The organism is Acidobacteriota bacterium, assembly GCA_016703965.1.
In the GTDB taxonomy this organism is placed as follows: Bacteria; Acidobacteriota; Blastocatellia; order Pyrinomonadales; family Pyrinomonadaceae; genus OLB17.
In genome coordinates, this window is record JADJBB010000021.1 from 1,259,612 (window position 1) to 1,285,893 (window position 26,282).

At 54.0% G+C, this 26,282-nt stretch carries 13 protein-coding genes; 12 read left to right on the forward strand and 1 reads right to left on the reverse strand.

Features of this window, described 5'->3' with window-relative positions; translation table 11 throughout:
• Positions 1 to 13: 13 nt before the first annotated feature.
• Complete coding sequence (locus IPG22_12920) at positions 14 to 337, reverse strand: hypothetical protein (protein ID MBK6589188.1); 324 nt, start codon at positions 335 to 337, stop codon at positions 14 to 16.
• Between the two features lie 508 nt (positions 338 to 845).
• Here IPG22_12920 and IPG22_12925 point away from each other — a divergent pair.
• From IPG22_12925 to IPG22_12980, 12 genes are all read left to right on the forward strand, one after another.
• The gene (locus IPG22_12925) at positions 846 to 1,994 is read left to right on the forward strand and encodes a hypothetical protein (GenBank protein MBK6589189.1); all 1,149 of its coding nucleotides are present in this window, start codon (positions 846 to 848) and stop codon (positions 1,992 to 1,994) included.
• An 86-nt stretch (positions 1,995 to 2,080) separates the two neighbouring features.
• Positions 2,081 to 2,833 (forward strand): class I SAM-dependent methyltransferase, encoded by a 753-nt coding sequence (locus IPG22_12930; protein ID MBK6589190.1) that lies wholly within the window; start codon positions 2,081 to 2,083, stop codon positions 2,831 to 2,833.
• A gap of 19 nt (positions 2,834 to 2,852) precedes the next feature.
• Positions 2,853 to 4,406 carry a hypothetical protein gene (locus IPG22_12935; protein MBK6589191.1) on the forward strand — a complete coding sequence of 518 codons (1,554 nt, stop codon included), beginning with the start codon at positions 2,853 to 2,855 and terminating at the stop codon, positions 4,404 to 4,406.
• A gap of 107 nt (positions 4,407 to 4,513) precedes the next feature.
• Complete coding sequence (locus IPG22_12940; protein ID MBK6589192.1) at positions 4,514 to 5,563, forward strand: glycosyltransferase family 2 protein; 1,050 nt, start codon at positions 4,514 to 4,516, stop codon at positions 5,561 to 5,563.
• A 30-nt stretch (positions 5,564 to 5,593) separates the two neighbouring features.
• On the forward strand, positions 5,594 to 6,619 hold the full coding sequence (locus IPG22_12945) for a glycosyltransferase family 2 protein (protein MBK6589193.1): 1,026 nt from the start codon (positions 5,594 to 5,596) through the stop codon (positions 6,617 to 6,619).
• Positions 6,620 to 6,715: 96 nt separating this feature from the next.
• Positions 6,716 to 9,436 carry a glucosidase gene (locus IPG22_12950; GenBank protein ID MBK6589194.1) on the forward strand — a complete coding sequence of 907 codons (2,721 nt, stop codon included), beginning with the start codon at positions 6,716 to 6,718 and terminating at the stop codon, positions 9,434 to 9,436.
• Positions 9,437 to 9,525: 89 nt separating this feature from the next.
• A complete protein-coding gene (locus IPG22_12955; protein MBK6589195.1) occupies positions 9,526 to 11,523 on the forward strand; it encodes an amylo-alpha-1,6-glucosidase in 1,998 nt (665 codons plus the stop codon).
• Positions 11,524 to 11,740: 217 nt separating this feature from the next.
• Positions 11,741 to 18,916: a choice-of-anchor J domain-containing protein gene (locus tag IPG22_12960; protein MBK6589196.1), complete on the forward strand. Its 7,176-nt coding sequence runs from the start codon at positions 11,741 to 11,743 to the stop codon at positions 18,914 to 18,916.
• Positions 18,917 to 19,154: 238 nt separating this feature from the next.
• On the forward strand, positions 19,155 to 20,867 hold the full coding sequence (locus IPG22_12965) for a carboxypeptidase regulatory-like domain-containing protein (GenBank protein MBK6589197.1): 1,713 nt from the start codon (positions 19,155 to 19,157) through the stop codon (positions 20,865 to 20,867).
• 157 nt (positions 20,868 to 21,024) lie between these two features.
• The gene (locus IPG22_12970) at positions 21,025 to 23,130 is read left to right on the forward strand and encodes a tail fiber domain-containing protein (GenBank protein ID MBK6589198.1); all 2,106 of its coding nucleotides are present in this window, start codon (positions 21,025 to 21,027) and stop codon (positions 23,128 to 23,130) included.
• 13 nt (positions 23,131 to 23,143) lie between these two features.
• Positions 23,144 to 25,780, forward strand: a complete 2,637-nt coding sequence (locus tag IPG22_12975) for a tail fiber domain-containing protein (GenBank protein MBK6589199.1) — start codon at positions 23,144 to 23,146, stop codon at positions 25,778 to 25,780.
• Complete coding sequence (locus tag IPG22_12980; protein MBK6589200.1) at positions 25,777 to 26,274, forward strand: carboxypeptidase regulatory-like domain-containing protein; 498 nt, start codon at positions 25,777 to 25,779, stop codon at positions 26,272 to 26,274. The genes IPG22_12975 and IPG22_12980 overlap by 4 nt, the downstream gene beginning before the upstream one ends.
• The last annotated feature ends 8 nt before the right edge of the window (positions 26,275 to 26,282 follow it).

Here is a 26,282-nt window from a genome sequence, read left to right on the forward strand (position 1 = left end):
GTGTCTTAAATGCCTAGCGAATGCCGTCCACGATCAATTCTTCATTTTCCTTCAGAAGAGCGTTGAGCGAGTGAGAATCGGAGTGTCGATTCTTGAGCAGAGCTTCAGCCAGTTCGTAGAGCGGTGCCGGGATCGCGGTTGCTTCGACGGGCCCTTCGGCCTGCGGGTAATGGGAATAGAACTCTACCTCGGCAGAGCAGAATTCGCATGACGCAAGGTGTCTATTGATCTCGGTGCTGCGAGATCGTGCCAGATCGCCGTTTTGGAACTCGAGCAATTCGATCGACGTGGGGCAATCTTCGTTCTTGCAAAAACCTGTATTCTTTCCGTTGTGCATAGATTAGGTGCGAAACCTGCTAGGATCATTACACGCACTCCCAGCAAGCCGCTGTGCGTGAGCCTTTCATTGTTACATCAAAAGTAAATCTGTAATGGCCGATTGCTTCCAAAACTTGTCGGATAAAAATGACGAAAATTGCTCAATTGCGACTTAAATCCCGCAAAATGCGTTCATAAGTCTAATTATTACAACATTTACCGAAAGTGTATAAACAATATACAACATAACAAAAAATGGTTGTACTAAGTACAGATAATTGCTACTATCTTAACTGTAGGTAGTGAGAGGGCATCACATCTCACAAACCCCCAATTACGGAACGGTTCCAAAAGCTCGGAAACCGCTCTCGCCAAACTTTCTACCCAAAAAACGCACGCAGACAGAAAAGACCCGCAACCGGATGGGCAGGGTGCGCATCGAAAACCGGATCGTTTGCTCGACGGTCCTTTTGCGGAAGATATTTTTTTGAACGCGGCAACCGGACACTGGATCGGACAGGCTGATTATGAATGAAGTGAAAACAAAGGAACGGCAACCACGCCCCGCTCATCTCAGACAGATCAAAGTAGGTAAATGGAACGACAGTCTCAAGACGTCGGACGTTAACCAGATCTGGATCGAGTTACACCGCATAGTTTCGTCACACCCGCTGGTGCGGGCTTCGAAACGTGCCGGCTTTCTCGTCGAGGAGGGCAAGCAGAATGCCTACACCGATCTCACGCAGGAGCTGTTTGTCGCCCTGCTGAGCAAAGACCGATTTCAGCACTACATCGACACGGAAATGTCGGATGCCGAGATCGAAGCCGAGATCAGCCAGATCGAGCTGACCAACATGCTTACGGCCGAGCTGCGTAAGCGATACCCGGAAAGCTACCGCCTTGCGAGACGCGTGTCGACCCTGATCCAGACGAGCGATGCGTTCAAGCGGTTCGACAATCTGGATCATCCGGAAGCTCACCGTCGGCTTGCCGACCGTCTCTACGGACTATCGGACTGGACATATAAGAAGACCCGCCGCGACGTGCAGGAAATGGACGAACGCGTGAAAGCAGTCTCTTTCTACGGCCGCGATACGAGAATGGTCGGCTGCACAGGCGATGCACAGATCGTCATCAGCAATCCGGAACTTGAGAAGCTCATTATCAGAGTATTTAAGGCGATCGATTCGCCGGTTGATGTTCGGTCGCTTCGCTCATTTGTAATGTCGCGTCTGCCGATCATGGATATTCATCTCGTGCCCGTCGGCAGTGGAACCGACAGCGATGACGACGACCGGATGCCGTTCGAATTTACGGATACCCGCGAAACGCCGGAGCAAGACCTGCTAAGAAACGAAGCCGAGACCGCAGCCGCTAATTTTGTTGACGGATTCTTAAAAACGCTCAACAAATCCGTCCGCGGCAAGGCGAAACAGTACGACCGCATGATCAACGTACTATGGCACTGCTATCTTATCTCGGACAGCGGCACGCAGCTCGAGGTTGCCGAGATGTTGGGAGTTTCGGATTCGCTTGTCTCAGACTATCGCAAACGCATCGAAGCGAACCTGCAGCAGCTTTCATTCAGCGGAGTTAATGAAGCACGGCAGTTCGAGAAAGCCCTTAAGCAGAAAGTACGGGAAATGATAACCGTAGAAAAAGAACTCGCGATCTAGAGCCCGCTGCTGGTGATCTGAAATTTCAGTCGATTTCGGTGTATTAAAGAGTGCACGGAAAGTTTCGGTAACACTTGTCAGCAGTTATGAGCATCAGAGAGCGTCTTCAAAATACCTACGGATTCCTTAAACGAAAGATCGTTCCGAAATTGCGTTATTCACAAGCGGTTTACGAGGATGTACTTGTTTCCGATATTCCAAAGCAGGCGACCTGGCTGGACGTCGGCTGCGGGCATCATCTGCTGCCGCCGTGGCGGTTCGAGCAGGAAAAAGAACTTTTTGGAAAAGCCGGAATGGTCGTGGGGATCGACGTCGATTTTCCGTCGCTGCTAAAGCATAAGACAGTTTCGAGCAAGGTCTGCGGCGTGGCGGACCGGCTGCCGTTCAGGAATGATTTCTTCGATGCCGCGACGGCAAATATGGTCGTTGAGCATCTCGATGACCCGCAGGTTCAGTTTGCGGAGATCAATCGTGTTTTAAAGCCAGGTGCAAAGTTCATCTTTCACACGCCGAATGAGACCGGCTATTTCGCTGTTTTGCGTCGAATGGTTCCGGAAAAGATCGTCAAAAAGCTCGCGTCGCTGATGGATGGCAGGATCGAAGACGATGTTTTTGAGATCCAGTACAAGGCAAATCGCGAGGACAAGATATTGGCTCTGGCGGAAAAGACGAATTTCGAGATCGAGAAAATAAAGTTTGTCAGCTCTGATGCAGTTTGTGCGGTGATACCGCCGATCGCTGTTGCGGAACTTATTTGGATAAAGCTGCTCATGCGGCGATCGCTGCGGCGTTTTAGAACCAACTTGATCGTGACCCTTAGAAAGAAGGAGACAGCTTAGGTAAAAGACGGCTATTACGATGCCATCAGGAAAATCTACAAGCCTCGATTACAATCCGCTGCGGCCGCCCGGGAAAACAATTTCGGGCGGCGGCGGCTATTCGACCATGTCCGGGCCGCGTTCGGAACGTGCGCCCGAACCTGTGAACGAGCCGAACCTGAGATCTGAGACCGCGTTCGAACCTGTTGCCGAGACGGCCGTGCCGCAGCCCGAACCGCGTTTCGAAGCTGCCCCGCCGCCGGTTAACGACATTAACGAAAAACGGCACGCGAAAGACATCAAATTGCTGAAGCAGGATAACTGGCTTGTCCGCAACGGGCATTTCATGACCTACATCGGCCTTTATTTGTTTACCTTTATGACGCTCGTGCGGCCTTACGAGATCATTCCGGGCACGCAGTTCCTTGCTTCGACGACGATATATTTTGCTCTCACGACGATAGCGATCTATATTCCGAGCCAGATTATTACGGAGAGCAATCTGACGATGCTCTCGACCGAGGTCAAGGCGATACTTGCGATGACGGCGATCGCTTTGATAACGATGCCGATCTCCAAGGACCACGCGATGGCGTGGGACACATTTTCGGATACTTACATTAAGGCCGTCGCGATCTTTATCGTTATCGTAAATGTGGTGCGAACGCGTAAACGGCTGATGGGATTGATCACGATATCATTGGGAATCGGCGTTTATCTCGCGATCGAGACGATCCGCAGGTACATGGCCGGGGAATTCTCTATTGAAGGCTATCGTGTAGCGATCACGGAAGTAAGGGGCATTTTCGGTAATCCGAATGAAATGGCGATGCATTTCATAATGATGATCCCGATCGCCATAACGCTGGGAATAGCTACTAAGAACAAGCTTCTGCGGCTTGTGTATTTTACGAGTGCGGGGCTTTTTCTTGCGGCAAATCTATTTACGCAGTCCCGCGGCGGATTTCTCGGTCTGATCGGTGTCACGTGCGTGCTGGTCTGGAAACTCGGCCGCAAGAGCCGGTTGAATGTATCTGTCGTATCGCTGGTTTTGGGCGTGCTCATTCTGGCGATCGCGCCGGGAAATTATGGGATCCGGCTGCTGTCTATTTTCTTTCCCTCACTCGATCCGGTCGGATCGGCAGGAGCGAGACGTGAGGGTTTGATCACCTCTCTGATCGTTACAGCCCGCAATCCGTGGGGCATCGGTATCGGAAACTCGCCGGTCTTCGGAGCCCGAAATTTGCAGACACACAATGCTTATACACAAGTTTCTTCAGAACTCGGGATTTTAGGTCTTATTGCGTATCTTGTGTTTATAGTGAGCCCGTTCCGTAAACTCGGAGCGATCGAGCGGACGCTCTATAAGGCGAACGATCTGAATTGGTTCTATTACGTTGCGATCGGGCTGCAGGCAAGCATCGTGGGTTATATGATCACGAGTTTCTTTGCATCCGTCGCGTACAATTGGTTCATCTACTACCTGATCGCGTATGCGGTGGCCTTCAGGAGAATTTATAGTTTAGAAAACGGCCTGGCCGAGGACATAAATGCGACGCCTTTTTGGGATAGGCAGGCGGTTCCGAGTACATGATCTTTTCTCTAGAGCAAATAGTATTTTGGATTTGCGTCGGCCTGTTGGGCTACGTGTACATTGGGTACCCCGTGCTCGTCTATTTGGCGAGCATTATTTCGCCAAAGATGGTTAAAAAGGGTGAAATAGAGCCAACCGTGACCGTTCTTATCACCGCTTTTAACGAGGAAGATGCGATCCGTGAAAAGATCGAAAACACTCTCAGGATCGAATATCCAAGAGACAAGATCGAGATCCTCGTTGCGTCCGATGGTTCAACGGACCGCACCGATGAGATCGTAAAAGAATTCGGGGATCGAGGTGTAAAACTCTTCAGAAAGGAAGGCCGCGTTGGCAAGACGGCGACGCAGAATGCAGCCGTCGAACTGGCTAGCGGTGAGATAATTCTCTTTTCTGACGCGACGACCGCCTATCGTTCAGATGTATTTAGGACGTTGCTGCCGAATTTTGCCGATGAGAGCGTCGGCTGCGTAGCCGGGCGGTTAGTTTATGTCGACGAAATGAGCAGCAACGTCGGCAAAGGAGCCCAGAGCTACTGGGGCTATGAGACCTTCATGAAGATCGCCGAAAGCCAGACCTGCTCCCTGATCGGTGCGTCCGGCTGCCTCTATGCTGTCCGCAAATCCGCCTACGAGCCGCTCTATCCGGAGGCTTGTTCGGACTTCTTGATCTGCACGAGCATATATCGCAAGGGGCTGCGAAGCGTCTTTGAGCCCGAAGCCGTTTGCACAGAGGAAACGAACCGTGACGCGGATCATGAAATGAAGATGCGTGTCCGCGTAATTTCGCAAACATTTACCGACCTCTGGCGAAATCGCGATATGCTCAATCCGTTCAAGAGCGGTTTTTTTGCGATCGAACTGATCTCGCATAAGGTTATGCGATATGCCGTGCCGCTGATCCTGCTTGTGGCTTATTTTGCGTGTTTTGCTCTGGCTGCGGAGTCGGTCATCTATTCGCTTATATTTGCCGGACAGACGGCATTTTATCTCCTCGGAGCCATCGGCTGGCTGCTCGAGCGCGCTGGCCGTCGTCTGGGCGTGCTCGCCATGCCGCTGTATTTTTTGCTCGCCAATCTCGCTTCGGCCGTCGCCTTTTATAAATTCCTGCGCGGCGAGATCTACACCAGATGGGACCCGATCCGCGGAACCCGATAGTTTCGATCGACGATCGTCAAGTTTCTGACAATGCCGGAATCGACTCAAAAACCCAGACAGATACGCAAACGCGTAGGCCGGAATGTCTTCGACGCTCCGCCGCGCGTATCTGTCATTATCACGGCTTACAATAAGGCGCGATACATCAAGGAAACGGTCGATTCGGTTCTCGCCCAGAAATATCGCGAACACGAGATCATTGTCGTCAATGACGGTTCCGATGATACCGACTATCTTGAGCGCGAACTGAAAATGCGGATGGAGGACATCATCTACATTCGTCAACGCCATGCCGGCGAAGGAGCGGCGCGCAACACCGGGATCGAAAATGCCCGCGGCAGCATCATTGCATTCCTGAATGCCGGTGATCTATGGCAGCCCGATCTTCTTGCCTCGCAGAATGTTTATCTCGAACGTAACGGCCTCGACCTGGTCTATTGCGATGCGGCCATCTTCGGGACGAATTCGGCTTATAGACGCAACTTCATGGACAGATTTCCGTCCGCTGGCGAGGTCAACAGCCTAAGCCTGCTCGAACGCCGCTGCAACGTGCTGATGTCGGGAACTGTGGTACGCAAAAGCCATATCGCTGCTGCCGGAATGTTCGCTTACGAAAACGCTAATAGACCGGCACTTCACCTGTGGCTCAGAATGGCTAAGGCAGGAGCCCGGATCGGATATCAGAACAAACAGCTCGTCAAACTTCGGACGGAGAGGGACGGCGCGGAGCCGGATGCACTTTCCCGCCTTGAGTGCGAAAGGAACGTGTTCGAAAATATTCGCCGCACGATAGAACTGAACGAGGAAGAAACGAAGATCGTCCGCCGTCGAATTGCCGAACTAGAAGCTGAGATCGCCGTCGAACAAGGGCATTCATTCCTGAGGAGCGGCGATTACACCGAAGCGGTCATGGCATTCCGCGTTGCAAACCGCCACCAACACTCTTTGAAACTGACTGCCATGACGTGGCTTGCCCGCGTTGCTCCAAAAACTGCGATGAGATTTTCAGCGGCAAATCACCCCGCCGGCTCGGTATACACGACTCCCCGCATTTGATCCTCTTTGTCAGGAATTCACCTAAGAGCTGAAGCCGACGAAAAGTCCTCGTCAGGTTTGTACTTTTCTGTTCTAATAGCAAAAAGTACAGATCTTATGAACGCCGAAGCAAAACGCCTTGTAGAATCGGACGACCGGTCGAAGAACTGGAAACGCTGGGGGCCGTATTTGGCCGAGCGTGCCTGGGGAACAGTGCGCGAGGATTACTCGGCTGACGGTTCGGCATGGGAGTATTTTCCCCATGACCATGCCCGTTCGCGTGCCTATCGCTGGAACGAGGATGGCATCGCCGGGATCAGCAACAGACGACAGAATCTTTGCTTTGCCGTCGCTCTCTGGAACGGCCGCGACCCGATCTTGAAAGAGCGCCTTTTCGGCCTGACGGGCAACGAAGGGAATCACGGAGAGGATGTAAAAGAACTCTATTACTACCTCGATTCGACGCCGACCCACTCGTACATGAAATACCTGTACAAGTACCCGCAGGCCGAATATCCATACGAACGCTTGATCACGGAAAATCGCAGGCGAACCCGGCAAGATCCGGAATTTGAACTCATCGATACCGGCATTTTCGACGATGACCGATATTTTGATGTGTTTGTCGAGTATGCCAAAGCTGACGTCGAGGACATATTCATCAGGATAACCGTGATCAACCGCGGCCCGGATGAGGCGAAGATAAATGTGCTTCCGACACTCTGGTTTCGCAACGAGTGGGTCTGGAAGCGCCAGGAACCGACTGACCAACTTTCCGCTCTCGACCTGAATACCATCGGTGTTTCGCTCGGCACATTGGGTGAACGCACGCTCGTTTTCGATGGCGAACCGGAATTACTTTTTACCGAGAACGAGACGAACAACGAGCGTCTGTTTGGTGCGAAGAACAATACTGCATTTGTTAAAGACGGCATAAACGAGTTCGTAGTAAACGGAACCGTCCACGCCGTAAATCCGGAGCGAAGAGGAACCAAGGCAGCCGCAAATTACAGCCTCACGATTCCGGCAGGAGGCGAAATAATACTTAGGATGCGGCTCTCCGAGTCAGAACCCTCGGCGTCACCTGGAGGAAGAGGCTCAGTTTTTGATCCGGCTCCGGATGAGCGTGGATCGGGCGTCGATCGGCCCGCTTACGCAGGCGGTTCTGACAATAGCGGCGGTTCTGACTTTGACGACATCTTCGCCCAGCGTATTGCCGAGGCGAATGAATTCTACGAGCAGTTTGCCGATGGCCTTTCGGACGACGCAAAGAGTGTTCAGCGACAGGCGTTCGCCGGACTCCTTTGGTCGAAGCAGTTCTATCATTATGTGATCGAGGAGTGGCTCGACGGCGATGAGGCGATGCCAAAGCCGCCGCTCGAGCGGCTAAATGGGCGCAACAAATCATGGCGGCATCTCTTTAACTCCGATATCATCTCGATGCCGGATAAATGGGAATATCCCTGGTACGCGGCGTGGGATCTTGCATTCCACTGCATTCCATTCGCGATGATCGACGCGGAATTTGCCAAGGAGCAGCTGATCCTTATGCTCCGCGAGTGGTACATGCACCCGAACGGCCAGATACCGGCGTACGAATGGGCGTTCGGCGATGTCAATCCGCCGGTTCACGCGTGGGCGGCGCTTCGCGTTTATCAGATCGAGAAAAAGGCGAAGGGCGTTGGTGATCGAAAATTCCTTTCACGCATCTTTCAAAAGCTCCTGATAAATTTCACCTGGTGGGTCAACCGCAAGGATGCCGACGGGCGCAATGTATTCGAAGGCGGCTTTCTGGGGCTCGACAATATCGGTGTCTTCGACCGTTCGCAGCCGCTGCCTACGGGCGGACGGCTAGATCAATCGGACTGCACGAGCTGGATGGCAATGTACTGTCTGAATATGCTCGCCATCGCTCTGGAACTTTCCATCGAGGACGATGCCTATGAGGATGTGGCTAGTAAATTCTGGGAGCATTTTGTTTACATCGCTGATGCCATGAATGATCTCGGCGAAGATAACATTTCACTCTGGGACGAGGATGACGGTTTCTATTACGATGTTCTTCATCTGCCGAATATTGGCCACAGCTTGCCGCTCAAGATACGTTCGATGGTCGGCCTGATCCCGTTGTTTGCTGTCGCTACGATCGAGCCGGATGTTTTGCGTGCTCTGCCTGATTTCCAACGGCGAATGCGCTGGTTCATCGACAACCGGCCGGAACTGACCGACCAGATCAACTGTGCACGTACACCAGGACAAGGTGAGCGTCTGCTGCTCGCCGTTGCTTATCGCGAACGCCTGGAACGCGTACTTAAAATTATGCTTGACGAGGATGAATTCCTCTCTCCGCACGGTATCAGGGCTCTGTCGCGTTTTCATAAGGATTGTCCATTTTTTCTCGAAGTTGACGGCCGCGAGCATCGGGTCGATTACGAACCCGCGGAATCGACCAGCGGCCTTTTTGGCGGAAACTCGAACTGGCGAGGACCCGTGTGGTTTCCGGTAAATTATCTTCTGATCGAATCGCTCCAGAGATTTCATCACTATTACGGGGACGCCTTCCAGATCGAATGCCCGACCGGGTCGGGCAGTATGATGAATTTGTGGGAAGTCTCGCAGGAGATATCGCGCCGCCTGTCAAGGATCTTCCTGAAAGACGAATCAGGAAAGCGGCCGGCGTTCGGCGGCGTTGAGAAGGTTCAGACCGACCCGCATTTTCGTGATCACCTGTTGTTTTACGAATTCTTCCATGGCGACAACGGTGCCGGCCTCGGTGCCAGCCATCAGACTGGCTGGACAGGACTCGTAGCGAAACTTTTGCGGCAGAGCGGGGAATAAGGAGTTGAAGGCGAAAGGTCAGCGATGGATCAGTTTGTTTCCCTTTTTGTCTCTGCATCTTCGCCCCTTTGCGTTAAAATCCAAGTAGAATGATCGAACTCGGTACTAACATTTGCACGGATTTTGAAGAGGCCTCGTCGCGGGAATGGCTCGAGACGAATGGTATTGGCGGCTATGCTTCATCGAGCGTTTCCGGTGCCGGAACGCGGCGTTACCATGGTCTGCTTGTTGCTGCGACACGGCCTCCGCTAGGGCGTGTGGTGCTGCTTTCGAGATTTGACGAGGCAGTCATGATCGATGGCGAGCGGTTCGAGATCTCATGCAATCAATATCCCGGCAGCGTTCATCCTCGCGGGTTTCAGTATCTAACTTCATTCAGGCTCGATCCGTTTCCGCGTTGGACGTTCGAGATCAATGGCGTCGAGATCGAGCGTTCGCTTTTTATGGTTCACGGCGAAAACACTACGGTTTGCCGATGGAAGGTGACGAATGTCTCCGAGGTTCTAAATCAGCGATACGAAATGTCGGATGATTCGGCCGACATTGCCGGTCTGGACGTTCGAATGGAACTTCGGCCGATGCTGGCGTTTCGGAACCATCATCATTTGCGTACGGAAGATCCTGCATTCGATACTGCATACTCAACCGGCAACGGGTTTATCTCGATGACGCCTTATGCGGAAATGCCGACGCTCTTTTTTGCCCACAATGCCTCCTCTGTCGAGCGAACTGGGCTTTGGTATCGCAATTTCGAATACGCGATCGAGATGGAACGGGGCTTCGACTACCGCGAGGATCTTTTCCAGCCGTGCAGCATGAGCTTTGACCTTGCGTCCGAGGCAGTCGTGATCGCATCGGCCGATCAGCACACCTACACAAAGGCGGCCGAACTGGAAAAGATCGAGCTGAAACGGCGGGCAGACCTGGTCGTTCGTTCCGAGATCAAGGACGAATCGATCTGGCCGCTCGTGCTGGCGGCGGATCAATTCATCGTGGACCGCGGAGCAGGGAAGTCGGTGATCGCAGGTTATCATTGGTTCTCCGATTGGGGCCGCGACACGATGATAGCTCTGAACGGATTGACACTTGCGACTGGCCGGCCCGAGGTCGCGAAGAGTATCATTCTCGAATTTTCGCGCCACATTTCGCAGGGAATGCTGCCGAACCGTTTTCCCGACGAGGGAGAAACGCCGGATTACAACACGGCTGACGCAACACTCTGGTATTTTGAGGCGATCAGGGCCTACATCGAAGTGACCGGCGACTACGATGTCGTTCGAGGCGGACTATACGAAAAGCTGGTCGACATCATTGACTGGCACGTGCGCGGAACACGCTTTGGGATCCACGTCGATACGGACGGACTGCTGTTCGCCGGCGGCGAAGGCCACCAGCTAACGTGGATGGACGCAAAGATCGGCGATTGGGTCGTAACGCCCCGAACGGGTAAACCTGTCGAGATACAAGCTCTCTGGTACAATGCACTGCGAATAATGTCAGACCTCGCGATCCGTTTTGGCGATGAGGAACAGCAGGCAAAATACTCAGAAATGGACGAGGTCGCCCGCGAGAGCTTTAACGGGCAATTTTGGAATGACGCGGAGAATTGTCTTTTCGACGTGGTCAATGGAGATCATCGCGATGCCGCCGTAAGGCCGAATCAGATTTTTGCAGTTAGCTTGCATCACACGATGCTCGATCCGGTGATTGCCCGCAAGGTCGTTGAGAAGGTCGAGGCGGAACTGCTCACGCCGGTTGGGCTGCGATCGCTCTCGCCGAAAGATCCAAAATACATTGGAACCTACATCGGCTCGCCCCTTCAACGAGACGGAGCGTACCATCAGGGAACAGTTTGGGGATGGCTGATCGGCCCGTTCGTCGAAGCGTATCTGAAGGTTCATTCAAAAGATCCAAAAGCCGAAAAACGAGTCGCCTCTATAGTCGATCATTTCAAAGTCCATCTCACGAAAGCCATGGCCGGACAGGTCTCTGAAATATTCGACGGCGACCCACCCCACACCCCACGAGGTGCCGCCGCCCAAGCCTGGAGCGTCGCTGAGATCCTTCGGATCGGGCGGTTGATTTAAGCAGAACTCGACGGCCAGCGATAGTAATAAGATAATTTTAAAATCGCTCCTTAACGTGACGGTAAGTCTTGACTTAATACTATTTTAGGAGCATAATCCGACAACAAAATCTTTATTGAACAGTTTGTATTGTCCGTTTTTCGGAATTTTTGCGGGGTCTCGGCAAAGACTCTGTTATGGAGCAGGTTACTAGAAAACGTGGGGAGAGAGGGTCGTAATGGAAAAGAAATCAGGGTCATTTATTAGTTTACATCGCAATCTATTGTTATCGCTGGGCGTCCTTTTCGGGATATTTGCTTTTGCTGTAGTCGCCTGGCAGGCGGACGCGCAAAACCGCAAAGCAAAGGACGCGGAAAAGAACGCAGCCGTCGAGAATTCGCGTATGGAATCCAGTGTTGTGACGTCGGAAGACCCGGACACAATTTTATTGAACGTTGGTCCTATCGATACACGCTCGGCTCCAAATCGTTTGGCGACAGGAGCCGGAGAAAGTTTCTCGGGCAAGCAGATGCGGCTTGTCAAGTTTGGCGGCCCGATCCTCGAAGAATGGCATAATGCCCTCGAAGCCAGCGGCGTCTCGATCGTTGATTACATCCCAAACTATGCCTACCTGGTGTATGGCGACGCGAACGAATTGAACCGGCTCGTTGCAGACGCAAATCGCGGCGGGTCTGGGATCACGTGGATCGGTGATTACAAAGCCGAACAGCGAATTCAGCCCTACGTTTACAAAGCCACGGGGCAGAAAGGAGAGAGTCGGATCGAGAGCGATTCGGGTTATTACGAGGTTCAGCTCTTCAAGGATCCCAGCACCAACCAAGGTACTCGAGCACTTATTTCGCAGATCGAGACCGGCCCTGCAAAAAACGCTTTTGACTACTCAAGATATGTAAACCTCGTCGTGGGCCTTTCCGCCGATGGCGTTGAGCAGATCGCAGCCCGTCCTGATGTGATCTCGATCCATCCTTATCTTGAGCCGAAAAAGATGGACGAGCGTCAGGATATGATCCTGGCCGGAAACCTTACCGGCAACGTTCCGAACACCGGCAACTATCTCACCCTTCTGGCATCCTGGGGCTTCACACAGGCTCAGTTCAATTCATCTGGCTTCGTCGTTGACGTTACGGACGACGGTGCTTATCGAAATCCAACCGGAGCTGACCCTGGAACGATCGCTACCAACGCGAATGCGGGACCGGTTACCGCACGCCATTTTGCGTTCTATGAATCAGGGAACAGGCCGATAGGCAGCACAACTCCTTCGGGGACGAGCCGCTACATGTATAAAGGCCGATGGGGTTCCGGTTCAACTGCCGACGGTGGACTTGGCCTTAGCGGCCACGGACAGCTCAATATGAGCATCGTCGGAGGCTACGTACCCGATTCAGGAGCACCTTTTGGAGCCGCTCCTCATCAGGATGCAAGCGGTTTTCGCTATGCACTCGGTGTGGCCCCATTTGTTAAGCTGGGCAACTCAGTTATTTTCGACCCCAACTTCACGACGCCTAATATCCCGAACATGATCTCGGCCGGCTACACGAGCGGAACCCGTATCAGCAGCAATAGCTGGGGATCAAGTGCCGCGGGTGCTTATACCGCGAACTCGCAGACCTATGACGGCTTAGTTCGTGATGCTCAGTCAGGTACTGGCGGAAACCAGGAGATGATCATCACTTTCTCAGCTGGTAACGATGGTTCAGGAGCGACTACGATCGGTGCTCCTGCAACAGGTAAGAATGTATTCTGTGTCGGTGCTGCTGAAAACGTCCAGCCATTTGGCGGAGCGGATGGTTGTGGAACCACGGACGCTGAGGCCAACAGCGCAAACGATATTGTTGGATTTTCAAGCCGCGGCCCAACCACTGACGGAAGGATCAAGCCGGATATTCAGGCACCGGGTACTCATGTCTCTGGCATCACCTATGTCCAGAATGGAACAACTGGAAACGGAACGGCTGAAGCCCTTTATCGTGCGGACGGCGTGTGCGCCGGGCCGGGCGGAAGTAACTTCTTCCCGACAACGCAGCAGTGGTATACCGCTTCATCCGGAACCAGCCATTCAAATCCTGCAGTTGCGGGCGGTTCGGCTCTGGTGTATCAGCAGTTCATAAACAATCCGGCGTACATTGCCACCAACCGAACTCCGGCGGGTAGTGCTCCGCCGAGTCCGGCTATGAACAAGGCTTATATCGTTAACTCAGCCCGCTACATGAATGGCGTCTCGGCCAACGATACCTTGCCATCGAATAATCAGGGATTCGGAATGATGAACCTTGGTACTGCTTTCGACGGAACGCCGCGTATTATTCGCGATCAGGCAGCAGCAGACTTTTTGGGAGCAACCGGGGAGTTCCGCATCTTTGGAGCCCAAGTGGTTGATGGTACAAAACCATTCCGGGTGACGATGGCGTTTACGGACGCACCCGGATCAACTTCCGGTAATGCTTTTGTAAATAATCTCGACCTCGAGGTAATAGCCGGCGGTAACACATACCGCGGAAACGTCTTTACGGGAGCAAATTCCACAACCGGTGGAGCGGCAGATCCGCGAAATAACGTCGAGTCAGTTTTCATCCCGGCGAACACGCTGCCGACCGGAGCCCAGGTTGTGATCTTTGTTAGAGCAACAAATGTTGCCGGTGATGGTATTCCCGGCAATGCAGATACTACCGACCAGGATTTCGCTTTGGTTGTTTACAACGCGAACTCCGTCTTGGTTGGCCCGACCCTTACAGGTGGACCGGTAACTATCGTCAGTGAAAGCTGCCTTCCAGCTAATGGGGTGGTTGACCCAGGTGAAACCGTTACGGTTACACTACCCGTTTCAAATCTTGGAGGTACTACAAATACAACAAATGATGTTGGTACGCTTCAAGCGACTGGCGGTGTTACGTCGCCAAGTGCGGCACAAAACTACGGGGTTATCGTTTCGGGTGGAGCGGCAGTAAATCGGAACTTCACATTCACCGCGAGCCCATCGCTGACTTGTGGAGCCGTTATTAGCGCCACGGTCCAGCATCAGGACGGTGCCTCGAATCTTGGCAATATTGTCTATACAATTCCGACGGGAACCACGGTCACAAACAATTTGTTTTCGGAAAACTTCGATGGTGTGACCGCTCCGGCGTTGCCCGCAGGATGGACAACTGCCCAGACAGGCACGACTCCTCCGGCGCTATTTGCTACCACGGCGACAACGCCTGATACCGCACCGAACGCAGCCTTTACTAACGGCGTATCTTCGGTAGCTTCCAACAGTCTAATCTCCCCAGCAATCGTTATTCCCGCTGGAAATGGCTCAGAACTGAGCTTCCGTCAGACACGGAATTTTGAATCTGGTTTTGACGGAGGAATTCTTGAGATCAGTACCGACGGCGGAACGAATTACAGCAACGTGACAAGCGTTGGTGGAGTATTTTCTGCTAACGGATACAATACAACTATTTCGTCGGGTTTCAGCAGTCCCATCGGCGGACAATCGGCTTGGTCGGGAGCTCAGGCAACTTATGTGACTTCAACTCTTAGCCTTCCTGCCGCGTTTAATGGGCAGACCGTTAGGTTCAGATGGCGAGCGGCTTGGGATAGTTCAGCAGTTAATGCCAATCCAAACTGGCGGATCGACACGATCACGATGACTGTCAGCTCGTTCGTTTGTACTACTTGCACAGCTGCGACTCCGACACCAACGCCGACGCCAGGCGTAACGCCAACGCCGACACCGACGCCAACTCCCGGAGTGACGCCGACACCGACGCCAACCCCGGCGCCGACACCAACTCCGACGCCAACGCCGGTACCGACACCGACGCCATCGCCAACGCCAATAGTGCCGACCCCGACACCGACTCCGAGCCCGACGCCGACCCCGACACCGACTCCAAGTCCGAGCCCGAGTCCTACACCGGCTTTCTGCGTTGCACTTTCAAATACGACCTCGATCGCGATCCCGAGCAGTGGAAGCGCGAGCCCATATCCGTCGAATATAGTGGTTTCCGGTGCAGGTGGAACTGTGACGAAGGTGACGGTTACGCTCAACACTTTCTCGCACACATTCCCTGATGATGTTGATGTCATGCTGGTCGGACCAAGCGGGCAAAATGCGATCATCATGTCGGATGTTGGAGGCGGAAACCCCGGAGTTACGAATCTGACATTTACGCTCGACGATGCGGCCGCCGGTGCTCTCCCGGATGCCGGGCCTTTAACAAGCGGCACATTCCAACCGACAAATATCGGAACGGGCGATACCTTTGGTGCTCCGGCTCCTGCTCCGTTGGGTGGATCCGCATTGTCTATCTTTAATGGCTCGATCCCTAACGGCACATGGTCACTCTATGTTGTTGACGATCTGAGCGGCGATCTGGGCAGCTTCGCAGGCGGTTGGTCTCTTAATATCAACACTTCAAACTGCGGCGGCCCGGTCGTAACGCCGACCCCGACACCAACGCCGGCGCCAACGCCGGTCAGTACACCAACGCCGACACCTCCACCAGGATGTCTACCGTCGGTCTTCAACAATCCGGCTGCGATCACGATTCCTACTAGCGGAAACGCCAGCCCGTATCCGTCATCGATCGCGGTTTCGGGTCTTTCAGGCAATATCTCGTCGGCACCGGGCGGTGTACAAGTGACTCTGAACAATCTGAGTCACACATTCCCGGATGATTTCGGGATCGTACTAGTCGGACCGACCGGGGCTGCTTTCCTGTTGCAGGATGGAGCTGGCGACGGTACCGATATGAGCGCGGTCACATACACCCTGAGCGATACCGGAGCGACGGCTCTGCCGGATACCGGAGCGTGGACGGCCGGAACTTATCGTCCGGCAGGACATTATTCGGGTTCGAGCTTCCCGGCACCCGGTCCTGGTACGACCTACAACCATCCAGGCCCGGCAGGCGGAACGAGTGCAACGTTCGCATCCGTTTTTGGCGGAACCAGTCCAAACGGAACGTGGAGTTTGTACGTCGTCGATTTCGTTACCGGTGATAGTGGATCGATCGCGGGCGGGTGGTCGCTGAGCCTCACGACAGGCAGCTGCGGTGGCGGTGGTACACCGACGCCAACGCCAACCCCGGCTTGCCCGCCGTTGACGGAAGGTTTCGACAACATCACGACACTTCCAGGTGCCGGATGGTTTACGCAAAACAATAGCTCACCCATCGGGTCCAACGGCTGGTTCCAGGGAAATGATGTTGTCTTCGCGTCACAGTCGGGAGCACCTACATCGTACATCGGTGCGAACTATAACAGTACGGGAAGCGTAGGAACGATCAGCAATTGGCTTCTGACCCCGACGTTAACTCTGCAGAACGGAGCTACGATGACCTTCTGGTCGCGTATTCCGGCGGGCACGGTTTACCCGGACAGGCTACAGGTGCGAATGAGTACCAACGGCACAAGCACAAATGTCGGGACGTCCGCGACGGACGTGGGTGATTTCACTACTGTTCTGCTCGAGATCAATCCGAGTCTGACTACCTCGGCCTATCCGCAGGTATGGACGCAGTTCACCGCTACGGTCTCCGGTGTGCCGACACCGACCACGGGACGGCTTGCATTCCGTTACTTCGTGACAAATGGCGGGCTCAATGGAGCGAACTCGAACTACATTGGTATTGATACATTCCAGTACAATCCAATTTGCGGGCCGACAGGAACGCCGACGCCAACTCCGAGCCCGACGCCGACGCCTCTGCCGAAGATCACTATCGGCAGCGTTACCCGGAATGAAGGAAATGCGGGAACGACAACCTACTCGTTCGACGTAAACATCGACAGGCTGCCTGTTCGAGGAGCCCCGGCGTCATCTGTCAACTTTACGACCGTTGACGGAACGGCAACTGTGGCCGATGGCGATTACGCAGCGAACTCGGGAATCATCACCTTCACCTCGAATACGCCTTCGCTTCAGAAGATCACGGTTTTGGTGAATGGCGATACGAAGTTCGAACCGAACGAGGCATTCGTCGTCAGGTTGTCAAACGAGGCGAACGTTATTCTCCCCGAACGCGAGGCGGTCGGCGTCATTTTCAACGACGACGTCGAGCCGACGTTCTCGGTGAATGATGTTTCGGGTAATGAGGGTAATTCGGGAACGACGCCGTTCACGTTTACGATCACGCGTGCGGGCAACCCGACATCGTTCAGTTCCCTGGTGACCTATTCGACAGCGAACGGAACCGCGGTGGCTCCGGGCGATTACACGGCCATAACGAACGGAACCGTGAGCTTTGCTCCGAACGAAGTGACGAAAAACGTGACGGTACTGGTCAACGGCGATACGGCCGTCGAACCGAACGAGACGTTTACGCTGAACATCACGTCGATCTCGAACGGCACTATACTGAACGGAACCGGCACTGGCACGATCCTCAATGACGAAGGCGTCACGCAGCGTGTCGAGGGCGACGTGGTCGACGGCAGCGGCGGCCCGAGTGGCGACAACATGGTTCTGGCAAATGACGTCAATATCATTCGCCAGATGCAGTTGGGCCTGATACCGCCGCCGCCGGCAGGACCGCAGTTCCAGGCAGCGGACGTCAATCTCGACGTCGCGGGAGCCTGCGGAAACGCTCAGATCGATGTGGGCGACGTAACCGTTATTCGCGGATACAACCTCGGAGTACTCAACGGCGTACCGATCACCACCAAACCGGTCTGCGGCCCGACCGCTCCGGCGGCGGCCCGCGGCGAGACGGCCGAGGGCACGGGCGGACGCGTGATCCGTGTGGTCAATGCTTCGGCTATCGCCGGCCAGCAAGTGACGGTTTCGTTCATGCTTGATTCGCTCGGTAACGAGGCATCCGCAAGCTACACGGTGAACTACCCGGCTTCGGTCCTGACCTATGTCAGTTCGGCTCTGGGAGGCGGTGTTCCGGCAGGTTCGAATCTCGGAACCAACACCAGCCAGACGGCAGCCGGACGCCTGGGCGTGCTGGTCGATTCGACAAATACGTACGCGGCAGGAGCAAGGCAGATGATCACCGTGACGTTCGCAGTTCCTGCCAACGCTGCGGCCGGAACATACCCCGTGAGCTTCTCATCGACGCCGACCGCTCAGAGCGTTTCGAACGCCCAGGGAGCTTTGCTCGCTACGACCTACCAAAGCGGGAACGTCGTCATCGGAACAACTGCGGCCGGTGTGACCGTTTCAGGCCGTGTCACCAATGCTAGCGGCCAGGGCGTGAGAGGAGCAACGGTTGTGATCACTGATCCGTCGGGCAACCGACGGTCGGTGACGACAGGCTCGTTCGGCTTCTACAGCTTCGAGAATGTCGAAGCCGGCCCGAGCTACGTCATCGGCGTCACGTCAAAGCGCTACCGCTTCGGTTCACGGGTCGTTAACGTGACGGACTCGCTGACGGATGTTGATTTCGTCGGACAGGAATAAAATTTGTCGCTTTTGGGCATATTTTAGGAAAAGGCGGCTTTTTAAGTCGCCTTTTTTTATGAAGATTGCGTCTAACCCGTGTATAATCTCGACAAGAATCCCAGTAAAAATGCGGTTGTCAGCAGAATTATCGCTGTAAAGAAAGATGGAGTAAAAGTTGTTGAAGTTTTACGCCCTGCGAACATATAATTAAAGGTAACAATTGTTAAAACAATGTTTACCTCTTCAGGAGAATTAAATGAGTAGTTTAAAAAGCGATAGTGTTGGTACGCGTAAGAGTTTTATCCGAAAGGGCAAGTTCTTTGCAAGGTTTGTATTTTCTACCGCCACGGCTGCATGTTTGCTGGCCGCGGTTATGCTCAACGGCGAAATGCAGACTCGCTCGATCAATGCCGCGGGTTCGCTGCCGTTGTTGAGAGGCAAGGCCGCAATCACAGAGTTGAAGCGACGCGGAAATTTGGATTCTCTTGTTCAAAGGGTAAATGCCGATAAAGACGAGAAAATAGGTGCCGACGCGAATGCTCCAAACGCTGCGCTTGCGTTCGGCGGTTCAACCAAGCTTCAGGCGGGTGACGGTGTTGCGGGTGATCAGTTTGGCGGAAGTGTGGCGATCTCGGGAACGACTGTCATCGTCGGGGCTAACGGTGGAGCTGCAACGGCTTCGGGAGCCGGTTCGGCTTACGTTTATGTTTTGAGCAACGGGGCGTGGACGCTGCAGCAGAAATTGACTGCAAATGACGGCGAGGCGGACGACGCCTTTGGTTCGTATGTCGCCATCTCGGGGGACACGGCTGTCGTCGGAGCATTTGGTGACAGAGTTGGCACAAATGTGAATCAGGGATCAGCCTATGTTTTCGTTCGCACCGGCACGACCTGGGCTCTTCAACAGAAATTAACCGTAGCCGATGGCGCGACCAATGATTATTTTGGACGTGCAGTAGCTATTGCGGGTGATACGGTCGTCGTCGGAGCCTCGAGCGCCGACACCTTGACCAATATCGATCAAGGAGCAGCGTACGTTTTCCTTCGTACCGGTACTACCTGGGCACAGCAGGCAAAACTTCTCGCAACTGACGGAGCTACAACCGATTATTTCGGCGACAGCGTAGCGATCTCCGGCGACACCGTTGTTGTCGGGGCGACTGAAGACGCAACCGGTGCGAATATTCAGCAGGGCTCTGCCTATGTATTCACTCGTACCGGTTCGGCGTGGACGCAGCAGGCGAAATTAGCCGCGGCTGACGGAACGGCGTTCGACTATTTTGGATTTTCTGTAGCGGTAGATGGAAACACAGCCGTGATCGGCACGTTGCAGGATGTTGGAGCGAATTTTCAACAGGGTTCTGCATACGTTTTCGTACGCAGCGGATCGACCTGGACCCAACAGCAGAAACTGCTCGCCGCCGATGGCGCTGCAAATGATTCGTTCGGTAACAGCGTATTTATCCTTGGTGACGCGGTAATGCTCGGAGCTGCGGGCGACACTAATGGTGCTAATGTTCGTCAGGGTTCGGCCTACGTCTTTACCCGCAGCGGTACGGCGTGGACGCAGTCACAGAAACTCGTCGCGGCAGATGGAACTGCCGACGATTCTTTCGGTGCCGGCGTAGCGTTTACGCAAAATGCAGCGGTCGTCGGATCGATCGGTGACACTGTCGGAACAAATGCTCTACAAGGCTCAGCTTATATCTTCTCGTCCGACGTCACGGTATCAGGCAGAGTGACGACGCCGGGCGGACAGAATCTGCGAAACGCAGTCGTTTCTATCATCGATCCTCAAGGTGTCAGACGAACTGCAACGACGAGTTCGTTCGGCATCTATTCGTTCGACAGCGTTCGCACGGGTGATACCTATACCCTTACGGTTGCGTCAAAACGTTACCGCTTCACACCTAAAGTCCTCCAGATCGATACGGCACTCACGAACGTCGATTTTGTTGGATTGGAATAGCAGTAGTTTTCATTGAGAAGCAAGCGGCCTTCGGGCCGCTTTTTTCGTTTACGGATCTAATAGAGCTAATTTATCCCTCAAATTCCTTTATGTTTCCTCTTGCTTGTGATATCAACTTAGTTCAACTGCAGACGTCCAAGTTTGATAGGAGATTCCCATGGAACGATCTTCCGCTCTTTTTTTCGCGGTATTGCTAGCCGCCTTAATTGCAGCGCCTCGAATTGAAGCTCAAGCAACCGAATTTTCGTACCAAGGGCAACTCCAAAGTGCGGCTGCGCTTGCGAACGGTAATTTTGACTTTGAGTTTTTACTTTTTGATGGAGGCGGTTCGCAGATCGGGTCGACGATCACACGAAACGGCGTAGCTGTCGCGAATGGGGTTTTTGCCGTCAACCTGGACTTTGGGCCGAATTTTCCAGGTGCGAGCCGCTTTCTCGAGATACGCGTCAGGCAATCCGGCGGCGGAGGATTCACGACCCTTTCACCGAGACAACCGGTCACGAGCACCCCGTATTCGGTCAAGAGCCTGAGTTCCGACACGGCGACAAATTCGACAAATGCAGTTAACGCCACAAATGCGACTACTGCGGTAAGCTTCAGCGGAGTTTTGTCCGGAGATGTCACCGGTTCACAAAACTCGGCTACCGTAGTTCGTCTGCAAGGCCGCAATGTTGCGAATACTGCACCGCTCAATGATCAGGTGCTCAAATTTAACAGTACTGCTAACCAATGGCTGCCCGGCACCGATAACACCGGAGCCGGTGGTGGGGGGACGATCACAGGCGTGATGCCGGGTACTGGTTTGGCAGGCGGCGGATCTAGCGGTAGCGTTACCCTGAACATCGCAAATGGAGGTGTCGGCACATCACAACTTGCCGACGGCGGGGTAACGGATGCCAAGATCAACGATGTCAGCGGCAGCAAGGTGACCGGCACTGTAGCCAATTCAACGACTGCCGTAACTGCCACCACCGCAGCGAACGCAACACAACTCGGTGGCATTGCAGCAAATCAGTATTTACAAACTAACGGCAATGGTTCAGGACTCACTAATCTGAATGCGGGCAGCATTGCAACAGGAACGCTTGCTAATGCACGGCTCGGCCAGATCCCAACCGGGAACATCGCGGACGGAGCGATCACTGCCCCGAAGATCGCTGGGGGACAGGTGATCAAGGGCTTGACGGTCGCGGCGACAACGCTTACTGATAATGTGACCCTCGCGGCCGGTGCGAACATCAGCCTTACACCCGCAGGGAATACGGTAACGATCGCATCGACGGGCGGCGGCGGTGTAGGCGGCAGCGGGACGACGAACACCATTCCGCTTTGGAGTGGCGGCACGACGTTGACCGACTCACAGATCACTCAGTCGGCCGTAGGCGTCCAATTGCCAAATGGTGTGCAGCTTGCGGTTGGGGCACAAGGAAATCAACTTGCATTCGGCTCTCCAAATGGAGAAACAGGATTGTCCATTTCGAGTCCCGGCGGGCCTCGTGCCGATCTTAGATTTGACGGCACTACGATCAAACTCGTGGCCCGTCCCGCCGGAACGGGCCCGCCGAACAACGGGATCGTAATTGATAATGCCGGAAACGTCGGCATCGGAACACCGAGTGTAAATAGCGCGAGATTACGAGTTGATGGTTTTAATCTGACCGGGATAGTGGGTGTCAGCAGCTTCGACTATGGTCTGGATGGACAGGGAACTTTGGGCGGGACGCGCGGGTTTTCCAACGGCAATGGCCGAGGCGTTTACGGGATAAGCATAAGTGGGGTCGGCGTTGAAGGTTCAAGCAATGGAAGCAACAATTTCGGCGTCTTTTCAAGCGGTTTTATGGGCCTTAACAGGCTTGGGACCGGCGGAATAACCACCCTCTGCTTGAACGCATCGAACCAGATCGCAACGTGCGGATCGAGCTTACGTTACAAGACCGACCTGCAAACCTACGCCGGCGGCCTCGACATCATAAATCGGCTGCAGCCCATCACGTACCGCTGGAAATCAGACAATTCACAGGACATTGGCTTTGTCGCCGAGTCCGTAGCCGAGATCGATCCGCTACTCACTATCCACAACGACAAAGGCGAGGTCGAAGGCGTCAAATACGACCGCCTGAGCACGGTTTTCGTAAATGCCATCAAGGAGCAGCAGAGGCAGATCGAGAATCAACAAAAGAAGAACGAGTCCCAGCAAAAACAGATCGAAATGTTGACAAAGGTAGTATGCTCGTTAGATCCGAAGGCGGAAATTTGCAGGTAACGGAGAGGCTATTATGAAGGACGTTTTTTGTCGAGCAGTTCTGGTGCTGACCTTGATTCTATGCAGTTCTATGATCGGGCTGACTCAATCTACCGAGATCACTTATCAAGGGCAACTGCAAAACGCATCTGCTCCCGCGACTGGAAGCTTTGACTTCGAATTTGTTCTATTTGATGCCGTCGCCGGGGGATCGCAGGTCGGGTCGACGATCTCGCGGAGCGGAGTGGCGGTCGCGAATGGTATCTTTACCGTTAACCTCGACTTTGGGTCGAGTTTTCCGGGTGCGAATCGTTTTCTTGAGATCCGCGTCAGGCAATCGGGTGGTGGGGCGTTTACGACGTTATCGCCGAGGCAGTCAGTAACAAGTGCTCCGTATTCGGTGAAAAGTTTAAGTTCGGAAAGCTCTTCAAATTCCGCGACGGCGGGCAATTTCACGGGCTCATTGACCGGCGACGTGACAGGAACGCAGAATTCGACGACCGTTGCTCGCCTGCAGGGAAGGAATGTTTCCGCCGCAGTTCCACTCAACGATCAGGTTCTCAAGTTCAACAGCGGATCTAATCAATGGCAGCCGGCCGCCGACAATACGGGAGCCGGCGGCGGAGTCACTTCCGTGACCGCAAGCGGGCCGCTCGCCAGCAGCGGCGGAGCAACGCCAAATATCTCTCTCGGCCAGATCCCGACCGCTAACATTGCGGATGCGGCGGTAACCTCGCCAAAGATAGCGAGCGGCCAGGTCGTAAAGAGTCTGAATGCCCTGACCGACAACGTAACCCTCGCCGCCGGTTCAAATATCACGATCACACCAGCGGGAAACACGCTCACGATCGCTTCGACCGGCGGAGGCGGGAATCCGATTCTCAACCAAACGACCGTGCAGCCGAATGCGGACTTCAACATTAGCGGCAGCGGAACAGCGGGCGGCACGCTTTCCGCAGCTTCGATAAATGCGGCAACTCAATACAATATCGGCGGTTTGCGAGTTTTGAGTGTACGCGGTACCAGCAATTTATTTGCTGGCTTAAATGTGGCAACGGCTCATACCACTAGTTCAAATAATGTCTTTCTTGGGAATGGCGTTGGGCAAGCGATCACAACGGGCCCATACAATACTTTTGTCGGCAAGGATGTCGGATCAACAATGATCGCAGGCGAGCGGAACAGCTTTTACGGCTATGCTTCGGGGCTTTTTGCAAATCCGGGTTCGAGCAATTCATTCTACGGTGCGGCGTCCGGACTGAATAATACCGGAAATCGCAATTCGGCATTTGGGGAATCTGCAGGTGCGTTTGGAGGCACGGGTTCTGATAACTCCTATTTTGGTACCTTTGCAGGTACCAACAATGCAGGCAATTTCAATACGATAATAGGAGCTAGTAGTGATCTCGGTGGCGGAGTAAATAATGGGACGGCCTTAGGGGCAAAGGCGTATGTGGCTCAGAATGATTCCGTAGTCCTGGGGAGCATCGCCGGGACCAACGGAGCAACCACTTCGGCAAGGGTTGGCATCGGAACAAGCAGTCCATCATTCAAACTGCATGTTATCTCTCCAAATGGCGTTGGTGTGTATGGCCATAGTTTGGGGGGCGGAGCTGGCAGCCAGGTCGGTATTTTTGGCAATGGTGACTCCGCCGGCTACGGTGTCTACGGAATCGGTAGAACCGGCGTTTATGGGGTGAGTTCAGGAGCGGGTTCGATCGCGGTGAGAGCTGGAGGTGGATCGAGCTGGTTCCAGGGTGACTCAACACCTCTAGCGGATGTGACTGGATCTGGCATTGTTATTGGATCTAGCCCCATAGGGGCCCCGAACCAGTTTGGCTATCTGTTCGCCTACGACTATTCGACAAATGTGGCGCGAAACCTGATTCTGAACAGCCCGGGGGGCAACGTCGGTATCGGTACCATAGCACCCCTCTCAAGGTTGGATATAGCGGTCACGGGGGACGGTGCGGAACTGCTTAGGTTCAGCACGGAGCGCCCGTGGTTATTTCGTCAAGTTCGATCGGGATCCGTGAGCGGCCTGCAGCTATTATCTACCGTCGGGCAAAAGTACTTTGAGATCACCTCCAGCGACGGCGCCAATGTTGCCAGTTTCCTGGCCGATTCCACCTCTTCCAAAGTCGGCATTGGCACGGCCAATCCAATAGCCACCCTTGACGTAGCCGGTTCGTTCAAACTAGATATCCTTGGCGGCGGCGGAAGCGTGGCGATCTGCAGAGCTTTTAACAATTTCATTGCGACTTGCAGCTCGAGTGCGCGGTATAAAACCAATGTAGCCCAGTTTTCCGGTGGTCTCCGTGTTATCGACCGCCTACGACCAGTTTCGTTCAACTGGAAGGAAGGGGGATCTAGAGACATAGGTTTTGTGGCGGAAGAGGTGGCCGCCGTCGAGCCGCTCATGGTTACTTACAACGACAAAGGCGATGTCGAAGGCGTGAAATACGACCGCCTGAGCACGGTGTTCGTAAATGCCATCAAAGAGCAGCAGGGCCAGATCGAGAATCAACAAAAACAGTTGGATCTGCAGCAAGCCCAGATCGAATCACTCAAGGCGTTGAACTCGACTTTGGCTAAACGTCTGGTTATTATCGAACGTAGAATCAAAAAAACAACGGCAGTTAGCCGGTCACGTAGAGGAGGACGAAGATGAAAAGGACGAATAACTATCTTGTTGTGTTCGGGCTGATGATCCTGTGTTCTGCTGCGCTCGGGCAATCGGGCGGGAATTTTGAGATCCGTAAGAGCGTGATCGCCGGCGGCGGCGGGAATTCGACGGGCGGCACGTTCGTTGTGGACGGCACGGTTGGCCAGTCCGCGGCGGGAACGACTTCGAGTGGCGGTGGATTTCAGGTAACGGGCGGATTCTGGGGCGGATCGGCTCCGGCAGCTTCGATCGTGACCATTTCGGGCCGCGTGACGACACCGACCGGCCTGGGGTTAAGAAATGCGATCGTTTACCTGATCGATCCGCAGGGCCTCAGGCGTATCGCGACGACGAGTTCGTTTGGGATCTATTCGTTCGATATGGTGACGACCGGACAAAACTATACCCTTACCGTCGCGTCAAAGCGTTACCGTTTCGCCCCGCAATTCCTTCTCGTTCAAGGCTCGCTTTCGAATGTTGATTTTGTGGGATTGGAATAGCGACCAAT